Source organism: Pseudoalteromonas sp. PAR1 (genome assembly GCF_947311895.1).
GTDB classification, from domain to species: Bacteria; Pseudomonadota; Gammaproteobacteria; order Enterobacterales; family Alteromonadaceae; genus Pseudoalteromonas; species Pseudoalteromonas lipolytica_C.
The window spans coordinates 43,709-62,164 of the sequence record NZ_CAMZMY010000020.1 but is presented as its reverse complement, the minus strand read 5'-3'; the positions used below and the strand labels follow the sequence as shown (position 1 = coordinate 62,164).

The 18,456-nt window shown below is 41.0% G+C and carries 12 protein-coding genes; 5 read left to right on the top strand and 7 right to left on the bottom strand.

The window, feature by feature from the left end:
• Positions 1-364: 364 nt before the first annotated feature.
• From nrdA to yfaE, 3 genes are all read left to right on the top strand, one after another.
• A complete protein-coding gene (gene nrdA / locus QL229_RS15745) occupies positions 365-2,650 on the top strand; it encodes a class 1a ribonucleoside-diphosphate reductase subunit alpha (RefSeq protein ID WP_138557560.1) in 2,286 nt (761 codons plus the stop codon).
• A 70-nt stretch (positions 2,651-2,720) separates the two neighbouring features.
• Positions 2,721-3,851, top strand: coding sequence for a class Ia ribonucleoside-diphosphate reductase subunit beta (gene nrdB / locus QL229_RS15740; protein ID WP_130051426.1), 1,131 nt, complete (start codon positions 2,721-2,723; stop codon positions 3,849-3,851).
• Entirely contained in the window at positions 3,851-4,123 is a 273-nt protein-coding gene (gene yfaE, locus QL229_RS15735; RefSeq protein ID WP_138557561.1) for a class I ribonucleotide reductase maintenance protein YfaE, read from the top strand. The genes nrdB and yfaE overlap by 1 nt, the downstream gene beginning before the upstream one ends.
• Here yfaE and QL229_RS15730 read toward each other — a convergent pair.
• Positions 4,120-4,647, bottom strand: coding sequence for a YaeQ family protein (locus QL229_RS15730; protein WP_281547158.1), 528 nt, complete (start codon positions 4,645-4,647; stop codon positions 4,120-4,122). The genes yfaE and QL229_RS15730 overlap by 4 nt on opposite strands.
• A gap of 154 nt (positions 4,648-4,801) precedes the next feature.
• Here QL229_RS15730 and QL229_RS15725 point away from each other — a divergent pair, with 154 nt between their 5' ends.
• Complete coding sequence (locus QL229_RS15725; RefSeq protein ID WP_138557562.1) at positions 4,802-7,195, top strand: TonB-dependent receptor; 2,394 nt, start codon at positions 4,802-4,804, stop codon at positions 7,193-7,195.
• Between the two features lie 90 nt (positions 7,196-7,285).
• Here QL229_RS15725 and glnS read toward each other — a convergent pair whose 3' ends face one another.
• Positions 7,286-8,953, bottom strand: coding sequence for a glutamine--tRNA ligase (gene glnS, locus QL229_RS15720; protein WP_281547157.1), 1,668 nt, complete (start codon positions 8,951-8,953; stop codon positions 7,286-7,288).
• A gap of 228 nt (positions 8,954-9,181) precedes the next feature.
• Here glnS and QL229_RS15715 point away from each other — a divergent pair, with 228 nt between their 5' ends.
• Positions 9,182-10,252 carry a DUF3083 family protein gene (locus tag QL229_RS15715; RefSeq protein WP_138557563.1) on the top strand — a complete coding sequence of 357 codons (1,071 nt, stop codon included), beginning with the start codon at positions 9,182-9,184 and terminating at the stop codon, positions 10,250-10,252.
• Positions 10,253-10,326: 74 nt separating this feature from the next.
• On the opposite strand, the gene argA is transcribed toward QL229_RS15715, so the two are convergent.
• The 5 genes from argA to QL229_RS15690 all read right to left on the bottom strand — a co-directional run bounded on the left by argA (position 10,327) and on the right by QL229_RS15690 (position 18,413).
• Positions 10,327-11,667, bottom strand: a complete 1,341-nt coding sequence (gene argA, locus QL229_RS15710) for an amino-acid N-acetyltransferase (protein WP_135924744.1) — start codon at positions 11,665-11,667, stop codon at positions 10,327-10,329.
• Between the two features lie 195 nt (positions 11,668-11,862).
• Positions 11,863-12,735, bottom strand: coding sequence for a succinate--CoA ligase subunit alpha (gene sucD, locus QL229_RS15705; protein ID WP_036968616.1), 873 nt, complete (start codon positions 12,733-12,735; stop codon positions 11,863-11,865).
• The gene (sucC, locus tag QL229_RS15700; RefSeq protein WP_135924747.1) at positions 12,735-13,901 is read right to left on the bottom strand and encodes an ADP-forming succinate--CoA ligase subunit beta; all 1,167 of its coding nucleotides are present in this window, start codon (positions 13,899-13,901) and stop codon (positions 12,735-12,737) included. Before sucC ends, sucD begins: the two co-directional genes overlap by 1 nt.
• A 177-nt stretch (positions 13,902-14,078) precedes the next feature.
• On the bottom strand, positions 14,079-15,590 hold the full coding sequence (gene odhB / locus QL229_RS15695) for a 2-oxoglutarate dehydrogenase complex dihydrolipoyllysine-residue succinyltransferase (protein WP_135924749.1): 1,512 nt from the start codon (positions 15,588-15,590) through the stop codon (positions 14,079-14,081).
• Positions 15,591-15,593: 3 nt separating this feature from the next.
• Complete coding sequence (locus QL229_RS15690) at positions 15,594-18,413, bottom strand: 2-oxoglutarate dehydrogenase E1 component (RefSeq protein WP_135924751.1); 2,820 nt, start codon at positions 18,411-18,413, stop codon at positions 15,594-15,596.
• Positions 18,414-18,456: the final 43 nt, after the last annotated feature.

Here is an 18,456-nt window from a genome sequence, read left to right as displayed (position 1 = left end):
TTGTGATCTGATTCACTTTTGAACATTCTTTGATGATAAAAAAATCAGTCGAAATTTATTTTTTAAAACGGTAAATTTTCTGGATCTTGAGTTGATTTCTACAAATTTCGTCGTCTGTGAATGTTCAAAGGTTAATGGTCACTAACACAATGCGCTTATCCAATAGTTATCCACAAAATGGGGCAATTCTATCCCTTGCAAAACAGCGCAGACCACACTATCTTGTGATCTGCAATTTAAACAACACCAGATATTGTGGCTAAATGTTATTCAATTAGCTGCATATAGTGTTTAATAATAATAATTACATAAAGAATACCTTTGTCTTTACAACTAAAATTTCCCAAGGAATACAGGCAAAACTATGAACCAACAGCTATCTGTAAGCAAACGTGACGGCCGTAAAGAGTCACTCGATCTAGATAAGATCCATCGCGTAATCGCTTGGGCCGCAGAAGGTCTGAATAATGTGTCTGTCTCACAAGTTGAATTAAAATCACATATTCAATTTTATGATGGCATTCGCACCGACGACATTCATGAAACAATCATCAAAGCGGCAGCGGATCAAATCTCAAAAGATACGCCTGATTATCAATACCTAGCTGCTCGCTTAGCTGTATTCCACTTGCGTAAAAAAGCGTATGGCCAATTTGAGCCACCACGTTTATATGATCACATTACAAAATTAGTTGAAGACAAACGTTACGATCAGCATTTACTTGTCGACTACACAGAGCAAGAAATCGATGAGTTAGACTCATATATTGATCATAATCGTGATTTAAACTTCAGCTACGCTGCTGTAAAGCAACTTGAAGGTAAATATCTAGTTCAAAACCGTGTTACTGGCGAAATTTACGAAAGTGCACAGTTTTTATATATTTTAGTTGCGGCAAGCTTATTCTCTGATTATCCAAAAGAGACACGTCTTGATTATATCAAGCGTTTTTATGATGCAGTGTCTACATTTAAGATTTCATTACCTACACCAATTATGGCCGGTGTTCGTACACCAACACGTCAATTCAGCTCATGTGTATTGATTGAATGTGGTGATAGCCTTGATTCTATTAATGCGACATCGTCTGCGATTGTTAAATATGTTTCGCAACGTGCTGGCATTGGTATTAACGCGGGCCGTATTCGTGCCCTTGGTAGCCCTATTCGCAATGGTGAAGCTTACCACACAGGTTGTATTCCGTTTTATAAACACTTCCAAACTGCGGTTAAAAGCTGTTCACAAGGTGGTGTTCGTGGCGGTGCAGCAACGTTGTTCTACCCACTTTGGCACTTAGAAGTTGAAAATCTTCTTGTCCTTAAGAACAACCGTGGTGTTGAAGACAACCGTGTACGTCATCTTGACTACGGTGTCCAGTTCAACAAATTAATGTATAGCCGCTTAATCAAAGACGATTACATCACATTGTTCAGCCCGTCAGATGTACCGGGTCTATATGATGCATTCTTTGAAGACCAAGAGAAGTTTGATGAGCTATATGTTAAGTACGAACAAGACGAGTCAATTCGTAAAAAACGTATTAAAGCAATTGAGTTATTCTCAATGTTTGCTCAAGAGCGTGCGAGCACAGGTCGTATTTACTTACAAAACGTTGACCACTGTAATACACACAGCCCGTTTATCTCGACTGTGGCGCCAATTCGTCAATCTAACCTATGTTTAGAAATCGCATTACCAACTAAGCCACTTAGCAATGTAATGGATGAAGAAGGTGAAATTGCACTTTGTACGCTATCTGCATTTAACTTAGGTGCGATTGAGTCGCTTGATGAGTTAGAAGAGCTTGCTGAACTTGCAGTACGTGCCCTTGATAACTTACTTGATTTCCAAGACTACCCTGTTCCTGCGGCTAAAAACGCAACGATGGGTCGTCGTACGCTGGGTATAGGTGTAATTAACTTCGCATACTACCTTGCTAAAAACGGTAAACGTTATTCTGATGGTAGTGCTAATGCCCTAACTCACAAAACGTTTGAAGCAATTCAATATTACCTAATGAAAGCATCAAACGAGTTAGCGAAAGAACGCGGTGCGTGTCCTAAATTTAACGAGACAACGTATTCTCAAGGCATCATGCCGACAGATACTTACAAGCGTGACCTAGATCAGTTCTGTAATGAGCCACTTCATTTAGATTGGGATTCTTTACGTGCGAGCATTAAAGAGCACGGTATGCGTAACTCTACGCTATCTGCATTAATGCCATCAGAGACATCATCACAAATCTCTAACGCAACAAATGGTATTGAGCCACCACGTGGTCATATCAGCGTTAAAGCAAGTAAAGATGGTATCTTAAAGCAAGTAGTTCCAGATTATGAAAACCTGAAAGACAACTATGAGCTACTGTGGGATATTCCATCAAACGATGGTTACCTACAGCTTGTTGGTATTATGCAAAAATTCGTTGACCAAACGATTTCTGCAAACACTAATTATGATCCATCTAAGTACGAAGGCGGTAAAGTACCTATGAAGGTGCTATTAAAAGACCTACTGACTGCTTATAAACTTGGTGTGAAGACCTTGTACTACCACAACACACGTGATGGTGCATCGGATGCTCAAGATGAGCTAACACCAGAGGTAGAAGATGACGGTTGTGCAGGCGGCGCTTGTAAAATCTAATTAAATTAATAACATAACAAAAGCGGGCTCATTTGCCCGCTTTGTCCTGACTGTTTTTTGAGAAATCACTATGTCATATACAACTTTTAGCCGAAACCATAATAACCAATTACAAGAACCGATGTTTTTCGGCCAAACTGTAAACGTGTCACGTTACGACCAACAAAAGTACCCTATCTTCGAAAAGCTAATTGAAAAACAATTATCGTTCTTTTGGCGTCCTGAAGAAGTTGACGTAAGTAAAGACCGTCTTGACTTCCAAGCGTTACCGGACCACGAAAAACACATCTTTTTAAGCAACTTGAAATATCAAACCTTGCTAGATAGTGTGCAAGGTCGTTCACCTAATGTTGCGTTACTACCCATTGTGTCTATTCCTGAGCTTGAAACTTGGATTGAAACATGGGCGTTTAGTGAAACAATTCACAGCCGTTCATACACGCATATTATTCGTAACGTTACGCAGTCTCCTGAGCTTATCTTTGATGATATCGTCAGTAACGAGAAGATCAGTGAACGTGCTGATGCGGTTACCAAATACTACGATGATTTAATCAATATGATTTCTGTTTACAATCTATATGGTGAAGGTAAACATGTGATCAACGGTGAAGAAGTAAAAGTCAGCTTATTTGACCTTAAAAAGCAACTTTACCTAGCTATGATGTCGGTTAACATTCTAGAAGCTATTCGTTTCTATGTAAGCTTTGCCTGTTCATTCGCGTTCGCAGAGCGTGAACTAATGGAAGGTAATGCGAAAATCATCAAGCTTATTGCCCGTGATGAAGCGCTCCACTTATCTGGCACGCAACACATTCTAAATATCATGCAAGAAGGCAAAGACGATCCTGAAATGGCAATCGTTGCTGCACAATGCCGTGAAGAAGCGATTCAGATGTTTGTTGAAGCTGCTGAGCAAGAAAAAGATTGGGCTGAATACTTGTTTAAAGATGGTTCTATGATTGGCTTAAATAAAGATATCTTATGTCAATATGTTGAATACATCACAAATGCGCGTATGACAGCGGTTGGCTTACCTGCACAGTTCGAAAGTAAGAGTAACCCTATTCCATGGATCAACTCTTGGTTAGTATCAGACAACGTTCAAGTTGCTCCACAAGAAGCTGAAATTAGCTCTTACCTTGTAGGCCAAATTGATTCTCAGGTTGATGCATCAGATTTTGGTGACTTCGATCTGTAATGAGCACTAACACTACTGCAGAGGTTATCCTTGCAGGAACAAACAGCCAGAGTCTCAAATTTGATTCTGGCTGTTCATCTCTCCTTGAATGCCTAGAACAACACAAAATAGACGTCCCCTACCAATGCCGTGAAGGTTATTGTGGAGCATGCCGCGCTAAATTAGTCGAAGGTGATGTGAGTTATAACCAAGAACCACTTGCGTTTGTACGCTCAGGTGAAGTGTTGCTGTGTTGTAGTAAACCCAACGGTAAGGTAAAAATTGAGCTTTAATGCCACACAAGATCGTTTGTTTGGTAGAAGTTTTCTTTGTCTGAGACACTCACTGTTTGTTGATCTATCGTTACATCCCACTGTAAGTTTTTAGTCAAATGGCTTGCCAATTGCTCAATAAAGTTTCCATCAAAGGCAATTAAATGGCTGTTATTTATCAGCTCTAATTGATGCTCATATTCTTGTAACCACTCATTGTTTAGCGTAGTTACAACCCATAGTTCGTCGACACGTTCAGCAATTTTACTCAATATTGTAAAATCAGGTTCTCCAACTGCTAGCCACATTTCATAATGCTCATCAAGGGCTTTAATTGACACATCTGGCTCACTACTTTTAAGCCGTGCGTTCATGGTTGCCATTTTATTATGAGAAAATAAGCAGTAGCTTAAAAGCTTTAACACAAAATGTTCATAGCTTTCTTGCCTATCACATGCCGTGGTGAAAACCTCTTGGTGATTTCGCTGTTCGCGCAAATCTGCAATAGTAAAATTGGCTTTAAAAACACGATTCTTATCAGACATAACGAATGTCCATCTAACTGAAACATTCTAAGTATAGTTTACGGTGTAAAATTCGCGACTTAGTTAAAAGTTATAGTATAACGTTATTGCAGATAAAAAATTGCAGTGTTATATTATATCACAACACTCAACAACAAACTTAGAAGTAGTAATAATGAAGCAAATTTCAATTCTTTCTAGTGCTGTTGCCGCTGCGCTGTTCTCTCAATCAACAATGGCTGCTGTGATCACAGGTCAGGTATTAGATAAAAATCAGCAACCTATCAGTAACGCTGAAGTTCACGTTCATGGTAAGTCACAAAGCGTTGTCACTGACAAACAAGGCCAGTTTAAAATCGATGTGGATAACAAAGGCCAATTACACATCAGCAAAGATGATTTTATCGATAAACGTGTTGAAATTAATGGTGATAATCAAAATCTAGTTATTACTCTCACGCCAACATCGGTAGAAACAGTTGTTGTCTATGCTTCTGCGCTTCATAAAAATAGTCTTGAAATGATCTCACCCGTTAACGTATTGGCTGGTGATAATCTTAAAAATAAGGCTAAGCCGACCCTAGGCGAAACACTAAAAGGCCTACCTGGTGTGAATGCTAGTTATTTTGGCCCAGTTTCATCAAGCCCAATCATTCGCGGCTTAGATGGTCCGCGTGTGAAAATCACTCAAAATGGCCTTGATAGCAGTGATGCATCACGTATAGGCCCAGATCACGCAACATCAAATGACAGCCTAGCCGCTGAACAAATTGAAGTGTTACGAGGCCCTGCTACCCTACTTTACGGCTCAGGTGCGATAGGTGGTGTGGTAAATGTTGTTGATAATCGTATTCCTACCGACAATATCGACACTTTAACAGGCGCTGCGCAATACACCCATGACACAGTATCGAACACCAATACTTATGCCGCAAAACTTGAAACCGGTAATGAAGGTTTCAACTTCCATTTTGATGGCACAAAGCGCAAAGGTCATGATTATAAAACACCAACATTCGAGCTTCCTGAAGAGCATGAGGAACATGAGGGTGAAGATCATGAAGAGCACGAAACCGCTAACCGCGTAGAAAACACCTTTATCGATAGCCAAAATGTTAATTTTGGTACGAGTTATGTTGGCGATCACCTAACACTAGGTGTGTCATATGGTCGTATCGAAACAGATTACGGTATTCCCGCTCATGAACACCATCATCACGAAGAGCATGATGAACACGAAGGTGAAGAAGAACACGAAGAGTCTGTCTTCGCGCAATTAGAGCAAGATCGCTGGCAAGGTTACATGAGCTATGCGCTACATGATAACTGGATTGAAAATATCTCACTACGTGTGGGTTACACAGACTATAAACATGCCGAAATTGAAGATGGTGCAGTTGGCACTGTGTTTTCTAACAAAACCACTGAAGCACGTGCAACCGTTGAACATAAATTAGGCCTTTGGCACGGTATGGCTGGCTACCACTACACAGAATCAGACTACGATGCTGATGGTGAAGAAGCCTTTACACCAGCAAGTGTAACTAAAACCAATGCACTATTCATGCTTGAAGAGCGTCAATTTGGTGATGTAACCGTTGAATTAGGCGCACGTATTGAGGATTACCAAATTGACTCGGCTGTTAGTATGGCAGAGCATCATCATGACCACGCTCATGAAGAGGAAGAAGGTCACGATGACGAAGAAGCAGAAATCATCAATTACAGCGAAGATTTCACAAATCTAAGTTTTTCTGCAGGTGCAATCTGGCAATATCAAGAAGGCCAAAGTGTTGCGCTTAGCGTATCTCGTTCAGAGCGCGCGCCTCTTAGTGCTGAACTACTTTCAAATGGTGTACACATTGCAACTGGCACATATGAGTTAGGCCTTGGTTATCATATCGAAGACGGCGAAATACACTTTGAGCCTGAAGATATCGATCAAGAAACTGCAACCAACTTTGATTTAAGTTTCCGCCGCTTTATTGGTGACTTTGGTTACACCGTTAACTTTTTCTACAACGACATTGAAAACTACTATTACCAGCAAAGTACTGGGCTCGTATTCGATGAAGAGCACGGTCTAGAGTCAGCAGCAGAGGCTGACGAAGACGCAATGGCGGTGTATCAATTTGCAAGTAAAGATGCAAAACTTTACGGTATTGAGTTTGACGTCCACTACCAAGTGTCACCTAGCACATTGGTTAAAGTGTTTGGTGATTCAACAACTGCTAAATTAAAAGATGGCGAAGGTTACCTACCACGTATTCCAGCAAACAAACTTGGTTCTGAACTACAGTATACTGTTGGCGGTTGGCAATTTAGCCTAGCAGGCACTCATTATTTTGAGCAGTCAGATATTACCGCTTATGAAACAAAAACTGACGGTTATACCCTGTTTGACGCATCGGCAAATTACCAACTTGATTTAGGCCCTGTCGATACGCAGCTGTACATTAATGCTGATAACTTAACGGATGAACTAGGTTTCGTTCACAGTTCATTTATTAAAGAAAAAGCACCACTACCTGGTCGCAACTTTAGCTTAGGTATTCGCGGCTATTTTTAATCACTTTTAATAGTTATAAAAAAACCCTTTCACTTTAAAAGTGAAAGGGTTTTTTATTAAGCTTAGAAACTTAAACAATTAGTTAAAAGTTTAGCCCTTTTGTTCAATCTTTGCCCATGAATCACGAAGACCCACAGTTTGATTAAATACTAGTGAGTCGGCTTTGTTATCACGACAGAAATAGCCCATGCGTTCAAACTGGAAGCCCTGCTCTGCTTGTGCATTAGCAAGAGACGGTTCAAGTTTCGCGTTAGCAAGAACCACGAGTGATTCTGGATTTAGCGTTGCATTGAAGTCTTCAGCAGCAGCTGGGTTTGGTACGTTAAATAAACGGTCGTATAAACGTACTTCAGCGGTGATTGACTCACTGGCTGATACCCAATGGATTACACCTTTAACTTTACGGCCATCGCTTGGGTTTTTACCTAGCGTTTCTGGATCGTAAGAACAGAAAATAGTGGTGATTTCACCGTTCTCATCTTTTTCAACACGCTCAGCTTTAATTACATAAGCACCACGTAAACGTACTTCTTTATCAAGTACTAAACGTTTAAACTTATTATTTGCTTCTTCACGGAAGTCTTCACGCTCAATATAAATCTCACGTGTGAAAGGCACATCACGACGGCCCATCTCTTCTTTATTCGGGTGATTGGCAACTGATAAAGTCTCTACTTTATCTGCATCATAGTTTTCGATAACAATCTTCACCGGATCAAGAACAGCCATTGCACGCGGTGCATGCTCATTAAGATCTTCACGGATACACGCTTCAAGCATACCCATTTCAACCATGTTTTCTTGCTTGGTGATACCGATGCGAGAACAGAATTCACGTACTGATGCAGGTGTATAACCGCGACGACGCAGACCAGCAATCGTTGGCATACGTGGGTCGTCCCAACCTTCAACATGACCATTAACCACTAAGTCGTTTAATTTACGCTTAGACATAATGGTGTATTCAAGGTTTAATCGTGAAAACTCGATTTGCTGTGGGTGACACTCAAGGCTGATGTTATCTAATACCCAATCGTATAAACGACGGTTATCTTGGAACTCAAGCGTACATAATGAATGCGTGATACCTTCTAGTGCATCTGAAATACAGTGCGTGAAGTCGTACATTGGGTAAATACACCACTTATCACCTGTTTGGTGGTGGTGAGCAAAACGTACACGGTATAAAATCGGATCACGCAATACCATGAATGAACTTGCCATATCGATTTTAGCACGCAGTACACACTCGCCTTCTTTGAATTCGCCATTACGCATTTTTTCAAATAGCGCTAGATTTTCTTCTACTGGCGTATCACGGTACGGGCTATTTTTACCTGGCTCTTTTAAAGTACCACGGTATTCACGTGCTTGATCTGGCGATAAGAAACACACATACGCAAGGCCTTTTTCGATAAGCTCAACAGCATAGCCGTATAACGCATCGAAATAGTTAGATGAATACTTAATTTCACCATCCCACTGAAAACCTAACCACTGCACATCTTCTTTAATTGAATTTACGTAATTGATGTCTTCTTTTTCTGGATTCGTATCATCAAAACGTAAGTTACAAAGACCTTGATAATCTTGGGCAATACCAAAATTTAAACAGATAGACTTTGCATGACCAATGTGTAAAAAACCGTTTGGTTCAGGTGGAAAACGCGTGTGTGTAGTCGCATGCTTACCGCTTGCGAGATCTTCGTCGATAAGCGTTCTAATAAAGTTACTTGGGCGATTCTCAATTTCCGCCATAGGAGCATAATCCTCAAAATATTGCATGGTGACAAAACTAATGCATTATTACAAAAACAAACCCTAACATACAGTAGTTGAACCATGTTTATTGAAGATAATAAGCCGATTATTGAATACATTGTTTACAGACGCTGCAAAATCGGTAAAAAAATTGTTCTAACGCAATAAAATGATCATTGACTAGCGATATAGTGCCGTCAGTTTCACTACCAATAAGGAAAAAAGATGGCTTCGCTCAATCAACATAGAGTCTATATTCCAAGCTCTGCGCGTGCTAACCAGTATGTGCTAGTTGAGTTTAAACCTACTGATGAGTTTTTTGCTCAGTTTAGTAATGTAAGCTGTGCTTATAAGCGTCTTGCAAGGGAGTTATTTGCACTATGTGATGAATATGAACTGCACAATGTACATCTGATCGCTAACGATAAGTTACCTGTCGTTCGTTACCATGATGAGGCATATAGTTTAGAAACCGCTAAGCAGATTTTATTTTTCTATAACCCACAATACCACGAAGCACATAATGTGTTTGCCGCTGATGAAGTAAAATGCAAAAAAATTCGTTTATTATTTTTGGCTACAGGTGAAGATATTCGTGCTAATGCAGCAAGTTTTCACCATAACGTACAGCGCGTAATAAACTCATTACAAGAAAAGCTATTAAGCGGTCAACCTCCACTTAAAATTCGCGATCACCAGCATCTTACTTATGATTTATTTGCTAAAGCAAAAGGTCACAAAGAAAGCTATGGCTATAAATTGCGTAGCTTATATCCACGCTATCTATCTCGCCAATGTCATTTACCAACACAGCACAGTGAAATGACTTATGCTGGGTTTTCTATTCCAGTAACCCGCGCGATTAAAACGCAATTTCAACATATGTTGAATGAAGAGAATTACACGCAATTTTATCAATATATTTTTGATGCATTTAAACGAGCTTGCGAAAAACGAGCGCTAACCCTTGGTGCTTTTATCGCTAATGGTACCCGCCCTATTGTTCGTAATAGCAATATTGATAACGCACAAAGTAACAGTGAACTGCAAAAGCTAACCTTTGATTGCAGCTCAGAGCAAGTGCAATTACAACATTATTGGGATGCAAATCAACTTGTTGATTCTTTACATTTTGTAATTGCCGCAGCCGATAAAGACAAGCATGACATTGGTTATGGTAAGTTTATGAATCAAGTGCAAAGCGCAATTAATGAAGTAACTGACGAGCTGGCCTTTAATCCAACGCGCCAAGATTTACGTGTGCGCTTTTATCAGCACATTAACTATGAGTATTAATTAAATACAATATATAAAATTAGAGGTGACGCACATGCGTCACCTTTTTTATAGCAACCCACTCAGTTGTACTATCAACGGTTTTTACTTAGTTTAGTAAGGTCCAGTCGCAGTACTTTAGAACGGCGCTCATAGTTATACAGTGCCTTTTTCTTCGCCGGTAACTCATCAACGGTCACCAATTCAAAGCTTTGTTCTAAAAACCAATGAATACTGCGTGTGGTTAAAGCGAATAAATGCGAGTAACCAGCACGTTTAGCTTTATTAATAATAAAACGCAGTAGGTAACTCCCTCTATCTGCATCTCGGTATTGTGGATGAACAGCCAGACTTGCAAACTCCCCCACTTGTTCTTCAGCAAATGGGTATAAAGCGGCACAGGCGATAATTAAACCATCACGCTCAATGACAGTAAATTGCTCTATTTCTATCTCAAGCTGCTCTCTAGAACGCCTAACTAAATAGCCCTGCTCTTCAAGCGGTCTGATCAGATTAATAATCCCGGTAATATCAGATATTGTTGCACTACGTAACTGTTCAGAGCTTTGCGGCGCGATTTGCGTACCAATGCCATCTAATGAGAAAAGCTCTTGTAATAATGCGCCATCTTCTTTGTAACTAACAAGATGACAACGATGTACGCCGCCACGACATGCATCAATGGCCGCTTGTAAGAATACCGTTGCACTTAAACATGAATCAGGTTGATTACGGTAGTTTGCTAAGACAGATTCTGCCTCATTTGGCATAAGCTCGGCAATTGCTTCACCGTTTTCATCCAAGATACCGGCCTCTTTACAAAAACCAAGCATTTTGTCGGCACGTAGTTTTAATGCAACCTGAGTTGCAATTTCTTCAGCGGTTAAATTAAAACTTTCACCTGTCACTGAGGCGGCAATCGGACCAAGGAGTACGATACTGTTATTGTTTAATTGATGACGAATCCCTTCAACATCAATACGTCTTACACGGCCTGAGTGATGATAATCAATGCCTTCGTCAACTCCTAAAGGCTGAGCGATAACAAAATTACCGCTGACCACATTCAAGTATGAGCCAGTCATAGGAGTACTACTTAGCGAGGTCGATAAACGTGCAGTAATATCGAACTGCATTGCACCCGCAACTTTCTTTATTACATCAAAAGTCGCGTTATCAGTAACACGTATTTCATTATGAAACTGACTAGTTATGCCAAATTCTTGCAGTGCCGCATTGAACTGTGGCCTTGCACCAAACACTAAAACAATTTTGATACCTAAGCTCGTTAATAATGCAACATCATTAATGATGCTACGACAACCTGGCTGATCAATTGCTTCTCCGCCGAGCATTACAACGAAAGTTTTACCTCGGTGAGCATTAACATAAGGAGTTGACTGGCGAAATCCATCTACCAATTCTGTGGTACGCACGTGATATTTACCTTTTTTAATAACAGCGTTTTATATAAAAACAAATAAACAAGGTATCAGTGTATGGAATTTTTATTCACAAATAAAGCATTATTATTCTCAATTTACAGCTAGAATTTTCGTGCACAAACTAGGAAACTCTCAGATACAAAAAAGGCCCGCATAAGCGAGCCTTTATTAAGAGATTAAAACTGATTACCAGCCTGTTTTCTCTTTAAGTGCAGCACCGATGTCAGCTAGTGAACGTACAGTTTTTACGCCAGCAGCTTCTAATGCAGCAAATTTCTCATCAGCAGTACCTTTACCACCTGCGATGATTGCACCTGCGTGACCCATGCGCTTACCTGGAGGAGCCGTAACACCTGCAATGTAAGAAACAACTGGTTTAGTCACGTTGTGCTTGATGTATTCTGCAGCTTCTTCTTCTGCAGTACCACCGATTTCACCGATCATTACGATTGCTTCAGTTTGCTCGTCTTTTTCGAACATTTCTAAAACGTCGATGAAGTTAGTGCCAGGGATTGGGTCACCACCGATACCAACACATGTTGATTGGCCGAAACCAGCGTCAGTAGTTTGTTTAACCGCTTCGTAAGTTAAAGTACCAGAACGTGATACGATACCTACTTTACCAGGCTTGTGGATGTGACCAGGCATGATACCGATCTTCGTTTCACCCGGAGTGATAACACCTGGGCAGTTAGGACCGATCATACGAACACCAGTTTGCTCAAGCTTAACTTTAACGTCAACCATGTCTAGTGTTGGGATACCTTCAGTGATACAAACGATAAGCTCGATGCCAGCATCGATAGCTTCTAAGATTGCATCTTTACAGAAAGGTGCTGGTACATAGATAACTGATGCAGTTGCGCCAGTTGCTTCAACAGCGTCACGTACTGTGTTGAATACTGGAAGACCAAGGTGCGTTTGACCGCCTTTACCTGGGCTTACACCACCAACCATTTGTGTACCGTACTCAAGCGCTTGCTCAGAGTGGAAAGTACCTTGGCCACCTGTGAAACCTTGACAGATAACTTTTGTATCTTTATTGATTAATACAGACATTATTTGCCCTCCGCAGCAGCAACAACTTTTTCAGCTGCGTCTGTTAGTGATTCAGCAGCGATGATGTTAAGGTCAGAATTAGCAAGTACTTCACGACCTAGTTCAGCGTTAGTACCTTCTAAACGTACTACTACAGGAACGTTTACGCCTACTTCTTTAACTGCGCCAATGATACCTTCAGCGATCATGTCACAACGTACGATACCACCAAAGATGTTAACTAAAACAGCTTTAACGTTGTCGTCAGATAAGATGATCTTGAATGCTTCAGATACACGCTCTTTAGTAGCACCACCACCAACATCTAGGAAGTTAGCTGGCTTACCACCGTGTAGGTTTACGATGTCCATAGTACCCATTGCAAGGCCTGCACCGTTAACCATACAACCAACGTTACCGTCTAGTGCAACGTAGTTAAGCTCGAAGCTTGCAGCGTGAGCTTCACGTGCATCTTCTTGTGAAGGATCGTGCATTTCACGGATTTTAGGTTGACGGTAAAGCGCGTTACCATCTACACCGATTTTACCGTCTAGACAGTGAAGGTTACCTTCGTCTGTAATTACTAGCGGGTTGATTTCTAATAGTGCGAAATCGAAATCGTTGAACATGTTAGCAAGACCCATGAAGATCTTAACGAACTGTTTCATTTGAGTAGGGTTTAAACCTAGTTTGAAGCCTAATTCACGAGCTTGGTATGCTTGTGGACCAACTAGTGGATCGATCTCAGCTTTGTGAATTAGTTCTGGAGTTTCTTCTGCAACTTGCTCGATTTCAACACCACCTTCAGTAGATGCCATGAAAACAACTTTACGAGAAGCACGATCTACTACAGCGCCAAGGTATAATTCGTTAGCGATGTCAGTGCAGCTTTCAACAAGGATTTTAGCTACTGGCTGACCATTTTCGTCTGTTTGGTAAGTAACTAAGTTTTTACCTAACCAGTTCGCAGCGAACTCTTTTACTTCGTCGATTGTTTTAACTAGCTTAACACCGCCAGCTTTACCACGGCCACCTGCGTGAACCTGTGTTTTAACAACCCACATATCACCGCCGATTTTCTCAGCAGCTGCTGCAGCTTCTTCAGGTGTATCGCAAGCGAAACCTTGAGAAACTGGTAAACCATATTCGGCAAAAAGTTGTTTTGCCTGATACTCATGCAAATTCATGATGCTTTATCCAATTTTTTATACTAAAAGAGCTGAATATTTATGCAAAATAAACAGCTATCCCAAATTGCGCACTTAGTATAAATCCCAAGGCTCCACATGAAAACCCCAGTTAGACCAAAGGCGCAAAAAAAAAGCTGTGAACAGGGTTCACAGCTTAGTTTTTATACAACCAAATTAAACATCTAGTAGTAAACGAGTTGGATCTTCAAGTAACTCTTTAATTGTTACTAGGAAGCCTACTGATTCTTTACCATCGATTTGGCGGTGATCGTAAGATAACGCTAAATACATCATTGGTAAGATTTCAACTTTACCATTAACAGCCATTGGGCGATCTTGGATTTTATGCATACCCAAGATTGAAGACTGTGGCAAGTTGATGATAGGTGTAGAAAGTAATGAACCGAATACACCACCGTTAGTAATTGTGAAGTTACCACCAGTCATATCTTCGATAGATAGTTTACCGTCACGACCTTTAAGTGCTAATTCACGGATACCTTTTTCGATTTCTGCCACTGATAGCTTGTCACAGTCTTTAAGAACTGGTGTAACAAGACCACGTGGAGTTGAAACCGCAATGCTGATGTCGAAGTAGTTATGATAAACGATATCATCACCATCGATAGATGCATTCACCTCAGGGAAACGCTTAAGTGCTTCAGTAACTGCTTTCACGTAGAAAGACATGAAACCTAAACGGATACCATGACGCTTTTCGAACACTTCTTGATACTGCTTACGAAGATCCATGATTGGCTTCATGTTAACTTCGTTGAATGTAGTTAACATTGCAGTTGAGTTTTTCGCTTCAAGAAGACGATTAGCGATAGTTTTACGTAAACGTGTCATAGGAACACGTTTTTGTGTACGGTCACCCATAGGTGCTGCTGGCGCTGCTTCAGCTTTTGGTGCTGCTGCAGGTGCTTTTAAGAATGTATCAACATCTTCTTTAGTCACACGACCGTTTTTGCCTGTGCCTTTGATTTTAGATGCATCAAGACCTTTCTCAGCGATTAAACGACGAACTGATGGTGTTAACACATCAGAGCTATCATTTGATTCGCTTGCAGTAGCCTCTTCAGCTTTTGCTGCAGGTGCTTTAGCTGGTGCTGCGCCCGCTTTAACTGTACCAATTACTTGCTCACCAAGTACTGTTTCGCCTTCAGCGTGAATGTGCTCACCCATGATACCGTCTTCTTGAGCAACCACTTCAAGAACAACTTTATCAGTTTCGATATCAACTAGGTTTTGATCGCGAGTTACCGCTTCACCTGGTTGAACATGCCAAGTAGCAATTGTCGCGTCTGCGACTGATTCTGGAAGTACAGGTACTTTAATGTCCACTTCTTTACCTTCTGATGCTGGTGCTGATTGCGCCTCTGGCGCGTCTTCTGATTTTGCTGGTGCAGATTCTTTGGCAGAGTCGTCACTTGCTGGTGCAGCATCTGCATCACCAAGTAATGCAATTACTTGCTCGCCAAGTACCGTTGCACCTTCTTCTTGTGAAATTTCAGTGATTACACCATCGTTTGGTGCAACAACTTCTAAAACAACTTTATCTGTTTCGATATCAACCAAGTTTTGGTCGCGGCTTACTTTGTCGCCAACACTTACGTGCCATGTTGCAACAGTAGCATCAGCAACCGACTCAGGAAGTACAGGAACTTTAATTTCTGTGCTCATTGCTTATCCTTTCTTTTCAATAGTAAGCGCGTCTGCAACGAGCGCTTGTTGTTCTTTATTATGCACTGACATGTAACCACACGCTGGTGATGCTGATGCTTTACGACCTGCGTAAGTTAATTTAGCACCTTCAGGAATTGCATCAACAAAATGATGTTGAGAACAATACCATGCACCTTGGTTTTGCGGCTCTTCTTGACACCAAACAAAATCTTTAACGTGTTGGTAACGTTGCATGATTGTATCCATCTCAGCGTGTGGGAATGGATATAATTGTTCTACACGAACAATAGCAATGTTATTTAATTCTTGTTTACGACGCTCTTGTAGTAACTCGTAATAAACTTTACCACTACAGAATACAACGCGTTCTACTTTATCTGCTGCAATATCATCGATTTCATCGATCATATTGTGGAACACACCTTCAGATAATTCTTCAAGTGTTGAAGTTGCCAGCGGATGACGAAGTAGTGACTTAGGTGTCATAACAATCAATGGACGACGTAAAGGACGTACAGATTGACGACGAAGCATTGCATAAACTTGCGCTGGTGTTGAAGGCACACACACTTGCATATTGTGATCAGCACACAATTGTAAGAAACGCTCAAGACGTGCCGAGCTATGCTCTGGGCCTTGACCTTCATAACCATGTGGAAGTAAACATGTAAGACCACATAAACGGCCCCACTTTTGTTCACCAGAACTTAAGAATTGGTCAAATACAACTTGTGCACCGTTAGCGAAGTCACCAAATTGTGCTTCCCACATTACAAGTGAAGTTGGTTCAGCTGTTGCGTAACCATATTCAAATGCAAGTACCGCTTCTTCAGAAAGTACTGAGTCGTATACTTCAAATGAACCTTGTTTTTCGCTGATGTTTTGCAGCGGCAAGTAGGTTGATGCATCTTTTTGGTTATGGATAACAGCATGACGGTGGAAGAAAGTACCACGGCCTGAGTCTTGACCTGTTAAACGGATATCTGTGCCCGCATCTACAAGTGAAGCATAAGCTAGCGTTTCAGCCATACCCCAATCAAGCGGTTTTTCACCTGATGCCATTAGCTTACGGTCGTCGTAAATTTTCTTAACACGCGACTGAGCTTTGTGGCTCTCTGGGTAGCTTGATACTTTTTCACCAAGTTCTTTTAGTTTTTCAACAGAAAGTTTTGCATCGTACTCAACATCCCAATCGTGACCAACGAATTTAGCCCAATCTGAAGAGTGAGATGTTTCTGGTTGAATTTCTTCAACAACACAGTTACCGCCATCAAGACCGTTACGGTACTCATCAGCAAGTGCTTTGACTTCATCTTCTGTAAATGAACCTTCAGACACAAGTTGGTCAGCATAAATTAGGCGTGGAACTGGGTGTTTTTTGATTTTCTGGTACATAAGTGGTTGAGTCGCATTCGGCTCATCCGCTTCGTTATGACCATGACGGCGATAACATACTAAATCAATTACAACGTCACGCTTGAATTGATTTCTGAAATCAAGTGCGATTTGAGTAACAAATGCAACCGCTTCTGGATCGTCAGAATTAACGTGGAAAATAGGTGCCTGAACCATTTTCGCAATGTCAGTACAGTATGGTGTAGAACGAACATCCGCTTGTTTTGACGTTGTAAAACCAACTTGGTTGTTTACCACGATACGGATACTACCACCACAACTAAATGCATTAGTTTGCGATAAGTTAAATGTTTCTTGAACAACACCTTGACCTGCGATTGCAGAGTCACCGTGAATAGTAATTGGTAATGCTTTAATACCTGACTTATCACCTAAACGGTCTAAACGAGCGCGTACCGAACCCATAACTACTGGGTTAACGATTTCAAGGTGAGATGGGTTAAACGCAAGTGCCATATGCACATTGCCACCCTTTGTAGCGAAGTCAGATGAATAACCCATGTGATATTTAACATCACCTGAGCTTAAAGTATCTTTGTGTTTACCAGCGAACTCATCGAATAATTCTGATGGGTTTTTACCTAAAACGTTCACTAGCACGTTCAAGCGACCGCGGTGAGCCATACCAATAACAGCTTCTTTTTGTCCGCTTTCACCTGCACGATGAATTAGTTCTTTAAGCATTGGTACCAACGCATCACCACCTTCAAGTGAGAAACGTTTTGCACCAGGGAACTTAGCCCCTAAATATTTTTCAAGGCCATCTGCAGCTGTTAATCCTTTAAGGATACGTAGCTTTTCTTCTTTAGAGAACGTTGGACGTGATTGCACTGATTCTAAACGCTGTTGTAACCAACGTTTTTCTTCAGTTGAAGTGATGTGCATATACTCTGCACCAACTGACCCACAATACGTGGTCTTAAGTGCTTGGTATAGCTCACCTAAAGGCATGGTGTCGCGACCTACGGCAAACGAACCCACATTGAATTCACGGTCAAAATCAGCTTCAGATAAATCGTGGTATTCAAGTTCAAGATCTCGAACTCGTTCGCGTTCCCAGATACCTAATGGATCTAGGTTAGCATTTTGGTGACCACGGAAACGGAAAGCATTAATAAGTTGTAGCACTTTGACCTGTTTAGGATCGCCAGAGCCACCCTCTGCTACCACTACTTCTCTATGCTTGTTTTTAGCAAGCTCCGCAAATTGTGAACGAACCTCTGAATGTTTTACGTCAACATCCACACCATCTACTTTTGGTAATTGTTCGAACACTTCTCGCCATTCTTCTGGCACAGAAGTCGCATCATCTAAGTACGCTTCATAAAGCTCTTCTACGTAAGCAACGTTTCCGCCGTTTAAGTGAGAAGATTCTAGCCATGCCTTCATCACACCTTCGTGCATTTATAAGCCCTTTTCTTTAGCGCAGAAATTAATTGTTGTAAAA

Bases quoted from the DNA above. Each gene is read 5' to 3' on its own strand.
- QL229_RS15730 (WP_281547158.1), bottom strand. From the start codon at position 4,647: ATGTCTGATAAGAATCGTGTTTTTAAAGCCAATTTTACTATTGCAGAT.
- nrdB (WP_130051426.1), top strand. From the start codon at position 2,721: ATGTCATATACAACTTTTAGCCGAAACCATAATAACCAATTACAAGAA.
- odhB (WP_135924749.1), bottom strand. From the start codon at position 15,590: ATGAGCACAGAAATTAAAGTTCCTGTACTTCCTGAGTCGGTTGCTGAT.
- QL229_RS15725 (WP_138557562.1), top strand. From the start codon at position 4,802: ATGAAGCAAATTTCAATTCTTTCTAGTGCTGTTGCCGCTGCGCTGTTC.
- sucC (WP_135924747.1), bottom strand. From the start codon at position 13,901: ATGAATTTGCATGAGTATCAGGCAAAACAACTTTTTGCCGAATATGGT.
- nrdA (WP_138557560.1), top strand. From the start codon at position 365: ATGAACCAACAGCTATCTGTAAGCAAACGTGACGGCCGTAAAGAGTCA.
- QL229_RS15715 (WP_138557563.1), top strand. From the start codon at position 9,182: ATGGCTTCGCTCAATCAACATAGAGTCTATATTCCAAGCTCTGCGCGT.
- glnS (WP_281547157.1), bottom strand. From the start codon at position 8,953: ATGGCGGAAATTGAGAATCGCCCAAGTAACTTTATTAGAACGCTTATC.
- sucD (WP_036968616.1), bottom strand. From the start codon at position 12,735: ATGTCTGTATTAATCAATAAAGATACAAAAGTTATCTGTCAAGGTTTC.
- yfaE (WP_138557561.1), top strand. From the start codon at position 3,851: ATGAGCACTAACACTACTGCAGAGGTTATCCTTGCAGGAACAAACAGC.
- QL229_RS15690 (WP_135924751.1), bottom strand. From the start codon at position 18,413: ATGCACGAAGGTGTGATGAAGGCATGGCTAGAATCTTCTCACTTAAAC.